General features: G+C 55.8%; 11 protein-coding genes. 3 read left to right on the forward strand and 8 right to left on the reverse strand.

The window, feature by feature from the left end; translation table 11 throughout:
- Window positions 1–31: 31 nt before the first annotated feature.
- The 8 genes from PQR42_RS32935 to PQR42_RS32970 form a co-directional block, all read right to left on the reverse strand.
- Window positions 32–943 (reverse strand): helix-turn-helix domain-containing protein, encoded by a 912-nt coding sequence (locus tag PQR42_RS32935; RefSeq protein ID WP_408494609.1) that lies wholly within the window; start codon window positions 941–943, stop codon window positions 32–34.
- Between the two features lie 132 nt (window positions 944–1075).
- Window positions 1076–2071 (reverse strand): NADPH:quinone oxidoreductase family protein, encoded by a 996-nt coding sequence (locus tag PQR42_RS32940; protein WP_408494611.1) that lies wholly within the window; start codon window positions 2069–2071, stop codon window positions 1076–1078.
- An 18-nt stretch (window positions 2072–2089) separates the two neighbouring features.
- A complete protein-coding gene (locus tag PQR42_RS32945; RefSeq protein WP_408494613.1) occupies window positions 2090–2530 on the reverse strand; it encodes a PaaI family thioesterase in 441 nt (146 codons plus the stop codon).
- Window positions 2530–4173, reverse strand: a complete 1644-nt coding sequence (locus PQR42_RS32950; protein ID WP_408494615.1) for a class I adenylate-forming enzyme family protein — start codon at window positions 4171–4173, stop codon at window positions 2530–2532. The genes PQR42_RS32945 and PQR42_RS32950 overlap by 1 nt, the downstream gene beginning before the upstream one ends.
- Window positions 4174–4242: 69 nt before the next feature.
- Window positions 4243–5070 carry an SRPBCC family protein gene (locus PQR42_RS32955; protein ID WP_408494617.1) on the reverse strand — a complete coding sequence of 276 codons (828 nt, stop codon included), beginning with the start codon at window positions 5068–5070 and terminating at the stop codon, window positions 4243–4245.
- Window positions 5067–7490 (reverse strand): xanthine dehydrogenase family protein molybdopterin-binding subunit, encoded by a 2424-nt coding sequence (locus PQR42_RS32960; RefSeq protein ID WP_408494619.1) that lies wholly within the window; start codon window positions 7488–7490, stop codon window positions 5067–5069. Before PQR42_RS32960 ends, PQR42_RS32955 begins: the two co-directional genes overlap by 4 nt.
- Complete coding sequence (locus PQR42_RS32965; RefSeq protein WP_408494621.1) at window positions 7487–7972, reverse strand: (2Fe-2S)-binding protein; 486 nt, start codon at window positions 7970–7972, stop codon at window positions 7487–7489. Before PQR42_RS32965 ends, PQR42_RS32960 begins: the two co-directional genes overlap by 4 nt.
- A 17-nt stretch (window positions 7973–7989) precedes the next feature.
- The gene (locus PQR42_RS32970; RefSeq protein ID WP_408494623.1) at window positions 7990–8862 is read right to left on the reverse strand and encodes an FAD binding domain-containing protein; all 873 of its coding nucleotides are present in this window, start codon (window positions 8860–8862) and stop codon (window positions 7990–7992) included.
- 132 nt (window positions 8863–8994) lie between these two features.
- Between PQR42_RS32970 and PQR42_RS32975 the strand changes: the two genes are divergently transcribed.
- The 3 genes from PQR42_RS32975 to PQR42_RS32985 all read left to right on the forward strand — a co-directional run bounded on the left by PQR42_RS32975 (window position 8995) and on the right by PQR42_RS32985 (window position 12819).
- Complete coding sequence (locus tag PQR42_RS32975; protein WP_408494625.1) at window positions 8995–9903, forward strand: polysaccharide deacetylase family protein; 909 nt, start codon at window positions 8995–8997, stop codon at window positions 9901–9903.
- Between the two features lie 331 nt (window positions 9904–10234).
- Window positions 10235–11602 carry an MFS transporter gene (locus tag PQR42_RS32980; protein WP_408494627.1) on the forward strand — a complete coding sequence of 456 codons (1368 nt, stop codon included), beginning with the start codon at window positions 10235–10237 and terminating at the stop codon, window positions 11600–11602.
- Between the two features lie 290 nt (window positions 11603–11892).
- Window positions 11893–12819 carry a LysR family transcriptional regulator gene (locus tag PQR42_RS32985; protein WP_408494629.1) on the forward strand — a complete coding sequence of 309 codons (927 nt, stop codon included), beginning with the start codon at window positions 11893–11895 and terminating at the stop codon, window positions 12817–12819.
- Window positions 12820–12855 lie beyond the last annotated feature (36 nt).

Raw genomic sequence — 12855 nt, forward strand, 5'->3', positions numbered from 1 at the left:
AAATGGCGGATGGCGACAATCCATTGTCCAGTTACGACTTCGAGGGCATACGATCCGCTTCCGTAGTGTCCGTTTCCAGAAGGTTTCGAAGATAGTCAGCCGCATCTGCACCTTTCATCGCCGTTTTCCAAGACTCCTTCACGATCTTCTCGTGGAGCTTCAGCGCTTCGGGAGCAGAAGTCAGCATTGCGACACCTACCCGGATATTAGGCTGCTCACCCAACCGGAAAGGACTGATCGTCAGGTATTTCAGATCAGCCTGCCTGAATATCTGAAAACCGGCCAAAGGAAGGGTGTCCGTCACCAGTCCGATTTGCATACCAAGATCGTCCGCATCGAGTAGCGCGGCCAGGTGCTCCATTTCGCCGCGAGCCAATTCGTGCCTCTCGCGACGGACGTCTTCCGGCAGATCGCGGCGACCGAGAAGCCCCGTACTGAGAAATCTAGAAATCTGATCGGCCGAGATCAGATTCACAATGTTCGGACGCCGTCGCATATACGTCCGCTTGCGTTCGTGCAAAATCTCCATGATTTTGTCGACGTCACCCAGGTATTTGCCCCTATTAGCCACATCGTCCGGTATTGATTCACGAAGTAGACCATCCAAGGCCTGCTCGAATCGATTCGATGCAAGCAAGAACGACACAGGTCCAGCAAGAACGATAATCTGGTCTGCTTTTTCCTCAAGCTGACGCGTACGCTCGAAGTAGCTGACCGCGGAAGCCATGTATTCGATGCCCACCCCTAGAAGAGTGGGCAGGGATACTTCAAGTAGCTCGGACAGTCGCTCAAGTGTGTCAATCTTTGCGATTTCACCCTTTTCGACCCGATATAGCGCCGTGCGAGATATGCCGATCCGTTGTGCCACTTCCTCGGCACTGAAGCCGGACGCTAACCGAAACGCTTTCACGCGCTGGCCGATTTCCTCATATTGCGATGGCATAGAAGGCCCCAAAAAGAGTGGCCAGGCAGCTTGCCTGGCCAACGACTGCGCTGTTCACGAACTATCACATTGTACAGAATATGCTACAACGAGCCAAATTTGGGATTTCGCGGCCTGATTTGGTACTATGAACTACGCTTCACTGGGTTCGAGAATGAGTCGGCCGGGGACCCGTCGGTCGCGCAGGTCTACGAGCGCTTTGGAAACGTCGTCCAGTTGATACCGAGACACTGGGGCCTGGACCAACTTTCCGTCGGAGTACAAGCGGAAGATCTCGGCGATACAGTGAGCCATCTTCTCGGGTGCACGCTTCCGATAGTCACTGACTTGGATTCCACTAACCTCGATGTTTTTCAACAGCAGGTAGTTCACTTTGAGAGTCGGGATATTGCCCGCTGCAAAGCCGATTATCACCAGACGACCGCACCAGGCGACCGCACGGATCGCTGCATCAAAGAATTTGTCACCAAGCGGATCGAGTACGATGTCCGCGCCTTTGCCATCAGTCAGCGCGTAGACCTGCTCACGCAATCCATTCTGAAGGTCTGCCACGGAGAGATCCACGCACGCGTCCGCGCCGGCCTCTACAACCAGTTGTGTCTTTGAAGAATCAGAAATCCCAGCGATTACCCTGAGCCCGTACGCTTTTGCCAGCTGAATCGCCGCCAACCCCACCCCCCCAGATGCACCGAGCACCAACACTGTCTCGCCCAATTTCGCTCGAGCTCTTTCACAAAGCGCAAACCAAGCTGTGTCGTAAGCTAGTGCCATGCTCGCCGCGTCGACGAAAGACATGTCGTCAGGTAACTTGAAACAGTCCCCTTCCTTCGCGAGCGCCTTTTCGGCATATCCTCCGTGCTCGGCAAGGGTTAGCACTCGGTCACCCGGACGGACCTTGTCGACACCGTCTCCAACAGCGCTAACTACCCCAACTGGCAGCTTCCCGGGAACAAATGGGCGGGGCGGCAGAAATTGGTACTTGCCACTGATCACTAGCAGGTCGACGAAATTTACGGCTGTGGCGTGTACGTCGATCACGACTTCCCCAGCGGCAGGGATCGGATCCGCGAACTCTTGCACTTCCAGTTTTTCGACGGGACCGAAGTCCCTTATGACAGCTGCCTTCATGGAAATTCTCCTTATAGCCTAGTTTCCAGACGTACTGAACGTACCTCTTCCAGCCGCAAATACCGTCCCCTCAGCATTGGTAACCTCAACGTCAACCCTCGCAACGGTCCGTCCGATCCTGAGAGGCCGCGCCGTCGCATAGATTTCCGCTGCCGGGACTGGCCGAAGAAAGTCGATACGAAGATCAATAGTCGGCGAGGTGCGACCCGTCTGGACCGCCACTGCTGCATGGGCCGAAATATCAATCAACGTAGCAACCACTCCGCCGTGAACGAAGGGATTCTCGACAGACGCACTGAAATGCTCTTGGTACGGAACACGTATTCGAATAGCACCGGAAGAAGGGTCTACCCCCACAGCTTCAGGCTTGAAGATCGCATGAAAGGGTGGGTGCGCCAACTCGTGTCGCAAACGCTCATTCCATAGCTCGGCCGTTTTTCCCGTTTCACTTGTCTGCATTACGACTGGACCGTGAAAGCCGACCGAAAGCGGACAGGTTGTGCGACCAACCGCCCTTCTTTCAAGTCGTTGGTGATACCGAGTTTGAACACCTTGCCACTTGCCGTAAGCGGAATCTCATCGACAATGACAAAGTATTCGGGCATGTCATATCGAGAGAGACCGTTCTCGTCCAGATGCGCCGAGATGTCGTCCCATGAGACGTTTGACTTTGGCTTCTCCATCACAACGAGGCAAACCTTTTCCCCCAGCCTTGCGTCGGGCACTGGAACTGCCGCCGCGCGTGCGACCCCTGGATGACTCAACGCGAGATTCTCAATCTTCGAAGGATAGATATTGTGACCACCACGAATAATGAGATCTTTCTTTCGGCCGGTAATTACCAGGTAACCGTCTGCGTCCATCCTGCCAAGGTCTCCGGTCATGAACCATCCCTGCGCATTGAATGAGTTCTCGGTCGCTTTCTGGTTGTCAAAGTACCCCAGCATCAAGCTTGCTCCCCGCCCACCGATCTGCCCAATCTCGCCGGCGGGTAGCTCTCGATTCGGATCGTCATTTGAGAAGATCTTCACTTCGTATCCCGGGCATGCGCGCCCGGACGAATTAATGATCCGCTCCGCGCTGTCTGTCGGGAGCGTGTAGTGATGCGAGCACGCTTCAGTCATTCCATAACCGCTCTGTGGAGTGACTCCATGTGCGAGCAGGTCGGCCACTACCTCTGGCGGCGCGGAGGCGCCCGACACTCGGAAACCCTCGAGGCAACCAATTCGGTCCGATCCACCGCGCGCACGAAGCTCTGACAACAAGTCAATTGCGTGAGTAGGCACTCCGAACAGGAACGTCGCCCTCGTCTCTTCTAGGCGTTCAAGCAGACTTGCGCCGCGGGGCAAGTCATGAACGACCAATTCGCCGCCAGATGCGAACGCTGCGATCATTGCACCAAGCCCAAGGTTATGACTCAATGGACTCATGGTATAAAGAACCGATTCCGGACCAAATTTCCAATCAGCAGCGATCGCGCGAGCGTTCGCCAACAGGGTATTGTCGCTATGCAAGACGCCCTTTGGCTCACCGGTTGTCCCCGATGTGAAGGCGAGATACACAACGCGGTTGGGGTCATTCCAGGGCTCGCTCGACGGCACTTGGTCGCCGAAAACATCGGGTCCGGCATCCGCATCAAGTCGAACAATCACCTTCATTCCCTCTTGCGAGGCGATCTCCTTAAATACGTCGTGCCGTTCCGCGTCGGCCCCCCATCTTGCTTCGCCAATAAACGCCGCTGCGCCAACCCGCTCAAGGAGCTTTGTCACGTCACTGACCGTGTGATCGCGATGAAGCGACGGACAGCACACATATCGATTGCGAGAGCATGCTAGCCAAGCGACCGCCGTCTCAACTCGACTCGACGTCCATAACCCTACGCGCTGTCCGGCCCGTACGCCTGCCTGCTCCAGCTTCGCAGCAAGAGCGTCTGCGAGGCCGACCAACTCAGCGTATGTCAGCCGACGGACCTTATCGCGAATTGCATAGCTACCGGGACGCGCTTGAGCGTTTTGACGCGCGTAATCGTAGATGGTCTCCTCGCGCCAGTGCCCAGTGGCATAAAAATACTCGACCTGGTCAGCGCTCAGCGTTGTCAACATAGTGTTTTGTCGTGCCGTCACTACAGCCTCCCTACCCCAAAAATTATTCAAAAATATCGCAATACACGCTCAGGCCGAATTACGCGAAAACCATCCACGCATGGTGGCCCACAGCGAGGAGCAGACAAGAGATACGCCACCTATCGGTCTCGCCGGCGGAAAAGGAGGAGGGACTGACTTGCCCTTACCCGCCGGTGCTAACGTAGTCCGCTTGTACCCGGCCAACTCATTCGCCGCCTCGAGACCTGCAACGTGGCCCGCCGAAAATCCTGCGCTGTAACCCTCACGGAAACCCTGAGCATAGTCAGCAAGGGAGTTGGCACCGGTGGCTGGCGACGGAGCAGGCTTCACCAAGAGGGACGGCGCGGACGATCGTTCGCCCGCTGCCCCGGCTTGCGGCTGTTGTTCCTCGTCAAGCGTCTCACCTATTGCCCCGTGTTCCTTGAGCTGCGAGATACGGGCTTCCAAGTTGCGCGAGAATTGGCTAACGATTTGGTTGGCGACATTCTGGATAAGGCCAACGCCACGACCGTACTGCGCCACCGCACCAGACAAAGACAGATCCGTTTTGATGAAAATTTGCGAACCCTTCTCGGAAGGCTGGCACCTAAAATCAATGGCGGCTTGCGCTGTTCCGCGCCCTTTTGCATCAGCTCCGCTCGCCTTTGCTTTTGCAACTCGTGCGCTATCATCCACGTCAACGAACGCGACGTCACAGAGGAACACCAGCGCTACAGGGCCAAGTCGAACTGCCACTTTGACCTTGAAGTTTTTCTCATCGACTACCTCGGCAATCTCTGCGCCGGGCATGCATGGCATGATGGCCTGCACGTCCATTAGGAGTCTCCATGCCTGTTCGGGCGGCAGCGATACCTCGAAGTTATTGGCGAAATTCATTGCGGGTCTTTGCCTTTCTGAGCATGCGGAGACAGTTTCACCGACTCCGAAGATTCATCGATGTAATTGAGTACAGTCTTCGGAAGGACTGGGAGGGCGACAACGGCACCTGGCATCTCCAACGCATCGTCAACTGCCGCCGCGATTGCCGCACCTGCACCGTTCGTCCCTCCCTCACCCGCACCCTTTAACCCGAGAGGGTTTAGGGGGCTTGGTGCGTCCTCGGTAATCAAGACCTTTACATCAGGCATCTCGTGCGCAGTAACCATGATGTAATCGGCGAAGGAAACCGAAAGAGGCTGACCACTGCTGTCATACGTGAACTGCTCATACAGCGCGCCTCCTAAGCCCTGGGCAAGCCCCCCAACAATCTGCCCTTCGATCATCTTGGGGTTTACGGCTCGACCCACGTCGTAAGAGATGAAATACCGCTCGACGTTTACGGCACCCGTGCCTTCATCCAAACGCACCTGCGCGACGTGTATGCCGTACGGGTAATTCATGTGATCGCTATAGAACCACCCTTCTGCCGAGAGCCCGGGTGGATGTCCATCGCTCGTTCGTTGGCTTGGATGGAGGTACCTTGCTATCTCGGCAAGCGACATTGATGCCTTGCTGTCGGCGTTCTTGCAAACCACAACGCCGTGACGAATCGTGAGATCTTTTTTCGCGACGCCCAACTGCAGCTCAGCGATCTGCAGAGCCTTGTCTCGAATCTTCCGCGCGGCAATCTGCGTAGCAGAACCGGACATCACGGTTACACGAGAAGCATGCGCCCCGTTTCCAAACTCGATCTGGTCAGTGCGCCCTTTGACTACTCGAACACGATCGTAGTCAACCCCGAGTTCGTGCGCACATATTTGCGCTAATGCGGTCTCCATGCCCTGGCCAACCGAGCCAGCGCCCGTAACCAGCTCCAGGCTACCGGTAGAATCAACGGTAAGTCGCACCAGGTCAGAGGGTCCCAGTCCCGATTTCTCGACGAACATCGCAATCCCGAGTCCAACTTTTTCCCCATTGCTTCGACGTTCCTTAACCTGCTTTTGCAGATCGTCCCACTGGACCCATTCGAGCGTCTTGTCTAACAGGCCTTCGTAATCGCCGGAATCGAGAATCACGTCCACCCCCAGCGCGTCCAAAGGGCGGGTGTACGGCATTTCGTCGCTGGCAATGAGATTCCTCCGCCGAACCTCGGTGGTAGTGATTCCAGCTCGATGTGCTATTGCGTCCATCAGCCGCTCCCGCACGAACGTGGTCTCGTACCGACCCGGAGCACGATAGGTCGCAGCAGGGGTCTTGTTCGTCAGCCGGTAATGCGCCGTTACACGATATGCGGGGACTCGATATGGCCCCAAGAGCAAACCAGCCGACATATCAGCCACTCGAGGGCCGTGAGTCCGGACATAACCGCCTTGGCTGTGATAGAACTCATTTTCTATCGCCAGAATCCTTCCGTCTTCGGCAATAGCCGCGCGAATGGCGTGATACTGTTCACGGGAGTGATTTGTGGCAACAAGGTTCTCGCGTCGGTCCTCAATCCATTTAATCGGTTTGCGCAAACGCAACGCTGCAAGGCACACCAGCACGTCTTCGGGGTACAACTCGCCACGGACGCCGAAACCACCACCGACATGCCCCTCGTAAAGATGCATGCTACTCGGCGACCGACCAAGCATTTTGGCCATTTCGTCGCGATTCCAATGCGACTTCTTGGCTGCGCCGTACATCTCGAGAATGTCACGTCCAGCGTCGTATCTCGCAATCGCTCCACGACACTCCAGAGGAACACCACTATGTCGTCCGACAGACAGATCGAGGCAGACGGTCGCCCAAGCTTGATCAAAGGCGCTGTCAACGTCGCCGTAACCTTTGCGGATTACAGTCGGTTCGGTATCCAGTCCGGGAAGAAACTCCCCGGGTTCATCGCGCGCGTCCATCACCGGCGAGAGCTCGTCAATGGTTACTTCGGCAAGAGCACCGGCATCTTCCGCGATGTATGGATCAACAGCGAAAACCACGGCCACTGGCTCGCCCACATAACGCACTCTTTCTTGCGCGAGAATGGGTTGGCAATAAGGTTCAAGTCCTTTAACTTTCGTCGCGCGGAAGGGGATCGGCGGAATTTCCGACACATCTACTCCGCTCCAAGCCGCTACTACGCCGGACACGCGACGAACGGCGTCGAGATTGACCGCAATCAGTTTTCCGTGCGCCACCTGCGAGCGAATAACTCGCATGTGCAGTTGTTTCGGGAAGTTGATGTCTGCCGCGAAATTTCCCTCGCCTTTTACAAGCGGTGGGTCCTCAAGACGGGTAACCGATCGCCCAATCACGGCCTCTTCAGCGACAAATTCAGAGGTCTCACGCTCCGTCGGATCCGCTACAGTATTCCGTCTTTCAGCCGGTGTAGAAATACTCATTTCGTGTTCGCCTCCAACATCGCATCTCGCGCTTGTTTGACGGCTGCAATGATATTTCTGTAGCCGGTGCAGCGACACAGGTTCGAGGACAGAGCCTCAACGATCTCATCATCGCTGAGGCTTGGGTTTTGTTCGAGGATTCCACGAGCGAGCATCAAAAATCCCGGCGTACAAAATCCACATTGGAGAGCGTGCTGTTGGATGAATGCTTCCTGTAGAGGATGCATCTTTCCTTCATGTGCCAAGCCTTCGACAGTCTCGATTTTCTTCCCTTGGGCCTGCACGGCAAACATGAGACAAGACCGCACAGGCTGGCCGTCTACTAATACCGTGCAAGCACCGCACACTCCATGCTCACATCCTAAATGTGTGCCGGTGAGCCCACATTCATCGCGAAGCGTATCGGCGAGGGTTCTGCGGTACTCGACCCTGACGTCATAAGGTTGTCCATTTACAGCGAGAACAATATCAATTTTGTCCATGGCGTTTGGATGTCCGATTATTCACTAGCTGTATTGGCCAAGGCCGCCTTGACTGCCCGAATCACAACAGTGCGAACCAGGCGCCGTCGATAGCGAATGTCCTCGCCGGTGGTATCCACTGGCTCTACAGCCTCACTAGCGATTTGCGCTGCACGCTCGAGCAGGCCCGAATCGAAAGCTTGTCCCTCGAGTAGCTCTTCGACGGCTGCGAGCCGTTTCGGTACCGTTTCAACACCGCCCAGGGCGATCCGCACATTACGTAGCGTCGGGCCGTCCAACCGAAACACTGCAAGGGCCATCGCTTGCGCAAAGTCGCCGGCCCTTCGACTCACCTCGTGAAAGCCGAATCGAGTGTCCGTCTCCAGGAGCGGAAGGTTTGCGGATACAAGCAATTCGTCAGGGTTCAATGCCGTCGTCATGAAGCCCAGAAAGAACGAGGAGGCGCTAATTTCCCTTATCCCTGACACGCTTTGAGCGACAAGTGTGGCGTCTAGCGCAACGCTAACGAGACACCATTCCGAGGCTGGGTCAGCGTTAGCGATGCTTCCACAGAATGTGCCCCGGTTCCGAATAGGCAGGTGCGCGATGTGGCGGACGACAGTGCTTAGCAGATGCCCTAGAGGTCCGTCGGTCACGGGTTCGTGGAATGCGGCATGCCGCACGCAGGCGCCAATTACCAACTGGTCTCGCTCGATCACAAGTCTCTTCAGCGCGGCGATAGAGTTGATGTCAATGAGATATGCCGGTTGGGCGAAACGCATCGCCATGGCAGGTACGAGGGTCTGACCGCCAGCGATGATTCTGCCGTCATGTTCTGCGACGTCTGCAAGCATTACGGCCGCCTGCTCGACCGACGACGGCTCATAAAGGACAAAACTTCCCGGCTTCATTGAGGCTCCACTGTAATCGTGTCATTGAATTGGTATTTTATCCATTTTTGGAACACCGGGGTATACTTTGTTGACCCCGGCCTTTTTTCAGTAGCCAGCGTGCCGGCTTCCTAGTGTTTACCCGGAGACATCGTGACTCTTCCTCACCACCATCGTTATCCTTACAGCGCAATCAACGAACGACCACACTACGCCTGGCCACAAGGAAAACGCTTGGCGTTCTATATTGGTCTGAACATCGAGCATTTCGCCTTTGGAAGCGGGTTGATCCACTCGCTGTCGACGCCTCTTCCCGCACCTGACCAACGCGCCTTTGCTTGGTGCGACTACGGTAATCGGGTTGGGGTGTGGCGGGTTTTTGATCTGCTCGATGAGTTGTCGCTGCCGGCGTCGCACCTAATCAACACCTCGCTGTTTGAATATGCGCCGCAGATATTGCAGCGCATCAAGTCGCGCCAAGACGAGGTCATCGCTCACGGGCGAACGAATGCCGAGCGGCATGGGCATATGTGGGAAGAGGACGAGCGGCGCTTCATTCAGGAGGTCCGAGACTCAATTGCCGAGAACTGGGGCGAAATACCAAAAGGCTGGATGGCTCCCTGGATGGCGGTGAGTGCAGTTACGCCGGATCTGCTTCAGGAGGCTGGCTTTAAGTTCGTCATGGACTGGCCGGCAGACGATCAGCCAGTTTGGATGCGCACCCGCAAAGGGCGGATCATGTCGATACCCTACCCCTTCGAATTGAACGACTCGCCGCAGATGCTCGTGCGGCAACAGAGCCCTGATGACTTCACCCAGGCGATCATCGACCAGTTTGAAGAGATGCTTGAGCAAAGCGAGAAGCAACCGTTGGTCTGCAGCCTAGCGCTTCATGCGATGATCGTTGGGCAGCCGTATCGGCTGCGCGCGTTAAGGCGCGCACTCGCACACATCGTCAACCATCCCAAAAGGGATCAAGTTTGGTTCACGCGCCCCGGTGCGATTTATGACCACTGTAACAGCCTGCCGGCGGAAGTACTTCACCAACCGGCCCAGAGCTGAAAGCACTTAAAACAGTCGACGACATCGCCGCCTAAAAGCCCGCAGCAGCGGCCGCTGTTGCGTGTCGTTCTGTTCACTTATCCGCCCCATGCTTCCAAGGGCTCGTTCGCTCGAAGGGGACGACTGACGAGCCGAGGAACATCGCGACAGTATTTTTTTTGAAACGTGTTCACAAAACGGTACGGTGGACGTAGACTAGGTTCACTCGGGGTCAGCACAGCGTGTCGCTACCTTGGGACCGTGCTGCAGCTCTCGTTGAGAGCACAGAAGCGAGCAATAACCAAAAAAGGCCTAGCGACACGTTAGGCCTCGAGAACTGTCGGAGGAGACAATGAATGTACCGGCGTCGGGCATTAGCCACGGTGAAGCGAAGCCTGTTCCGTCCAACTCGTTGCATGAAGTGGACGCAACGTACAAAAAGGTTACGCGGCGGTTGATCCCATTTTTATTCATTTGCTGGATGGTCAACTACATTGACCGCATCAACGTTGGGTTCGCCAAGATTCCGTTGGCTACTGACATCGGCCTGAGCGAGGCGGCATACGGCTTAGGCGTAGGTCTTTTCATCTTTGGCTATGTGATATTCGAAATCCCAAGCAACTTGCTTTTGACGAGAATCGGGGCGCGCAAAACGTTGGCGAGGATCATGCTCCTTTGGGGAGCGATTTCGTGCCTGACTTTTCTTGTTCGAACGCCGACGGAGTTTTACGTTGCACGGTTCGTCCTAGGCGTAGCTGAGGCCGGCTTCTATCCGGGCTTGATTCTTTACCTTACCTTCTGGTTCCCCTCAAGTCGCCGTGCACGCGTGATGTCGCGCTTTCTGCTTGCGATGGCCGTGGCTGGAGTAATCGGTGGGCCGTTAGCGGGACTGATTTTGACCCACACGTCCGGCTTGCTTGGTTTCCGAAATTGGCAATGGCTTTTCTTCATCGAAGGTTTGCCGGCAATTGTGCTTGGAATTGTCGCGCTGTTTTACCTCGACGACAGTCCGAAAGACGCAAAATGGCTCACGGCCTCGGAAAAAGAGTTAATTCAAACGAATCTTCACTTAGGCGAGTCGAGTAAGCCGGGACATGATCATGGGATCAGCGATTTCCTCAGCGTGTTCCGAGATCCACGGCTTTATTTGGCAGTCGTCGGTTACACGGTGATCCCTGTTTTGGGAACCGTTCTGAATTATTGGACGCCGACGATTATCCACAATATTGCCAATCCCGATATCGGAACTGTCGCCACACTGTCGGCGATCCCGTTTGGCCTCGGCGCACTTGGGATGTTGGTGATTGCTCGACACTCAGATCGCAAACTTGAACGGCGGTGGCACTACTTTTTCACCGTCTCATGTGGCGCAGTTGCGTTGCTGTGCCTTCCGCATGTGGCAGGGAACTTGGGCCTCGCACTGCTTTGTTTGTCCTTGGTAGGCGTTGCGTACTATGGCGGCAGCACGATCTTCTGGACGATTCCGCCCGCGTACTTTCCGTCCCGGTCCGCTAGCGTAGGGATCGCTGCAACCAGCAGTCTGGGACAAATTGGCGCTGTGTTGGCTCCGATTCTTCTCGGGTGGGCAAAGACACACACGCACTCGATGGCCGCTGGCTTTATCTTCATCGCCGCGCTAACCGTCCTCGGAGGTCTCGCTATCGTTCTCGGCATTCCGAGATCTGCACTTCGGGAGCACAAGCTGAAAACCGGTAATTGAATACATACGATCCAATTTCACGCGACACACCGTCAGCGAATGCAATGATTCACGTCGCAAATGTTGCATTCGCGACGGGTCGCTATGAATTAAGGATCGCGACGGTTCGTTCTATTACACCCACGCCCTTCAACGATCCGCGGGCTTCGCAACCGAATGCTGTAGGGCTCCTTGCTCGTCGCGCGAAAGTTCCATTACTCGACCCTCTCACGCTCGGCTGCGCCTTCACCTGCTCACACCCTTGCTTATCACGAAGGCGCGACCGCGCATTTAAGCTTTGAATTCGTTTCATGGAACTGCGACAACTTCGGTATTTCATCAAGGTGGTGGAGCATGGAGGGCTCGGACGAGCTGCCTCTGAACTGGGCCTAGTGACATCCGCGCTTAGCCAACAGATCAGTCGGCTCGAAGGCGAGCTGTCGACACGGCTCCTGACACGAACCACGGCCGGCGTCGTGCCAACGGATGCAGGAATTGCTTTTCTACGCCAAGCACAGCTTGCAGTGCGCCATGCTGACAACGCGGTTCACTCGGCGCGAGAAGCGCGTTTAACGGGTCATGTAAGCATTGGCTTTGCTAGCACGACGGCAGCGGTAATCGCTGTCCCCTTTCTCCGCGCGCTGCGTGAACGCTATCCAGGTGTGCGAGTTCATATCGTCGAAGCATTGTCAGGACATCTCTCTAATATGCTGAACGCTCGGCAGCTCGATCTAGCGATCGTATTCGGCTCCGACGTTGCGCATCGTTGGAGCGTGCTGCCTCTCTTGGACGAGCGACTTTTTTTTATTTCAAGGCCAGATATGCACGGCCTTTCGGCCGGCACATCGGTGTCCCTCTGCGACCTTCATAACATGGCTCTCGTATTGCCAAGACCTTCGCACGGACTGCGTGTATTAGTTGACAGCGGCTTCGCGCGGGCTCAACTGAGACCCGAGGTGGCTGTCGAGGTGGACGGTCTCAGCGTGTTGATGACACTCGTTCAAGAAGGTTTCGGCGCAACCATCCAGCCTGGGGCGGCTACGGTCCGCCTAGCCGGAATGCCACTAGACATTCGGCTAATTAACGATCGATTCCTTCGTCGCCCGAATTTACTAGTTAGTCTGTCCGACGACGAGCTCTCACCCGCCGCGCTGGCCGCACGCGTGCTGCTAGCCCAAGTTGCAGGTGAACAAGTCGAGCTCGGTAACTGGCCGGGAGCTACCCTTCACAAATCGTGAAGCCCCCTTTTTATTGCAAGGATGGCGTGTCAACTC

Source organism: Paraburkholderia sediminicola (genome assembly GCF_046027355.1).
GTDB lineage: Bacteria > Pseudomonadota > Gammaproteobacteria > Burkholderiales > Burkholderiaceae > Paraburkholderia > Paraburkholderia sediminicola_B.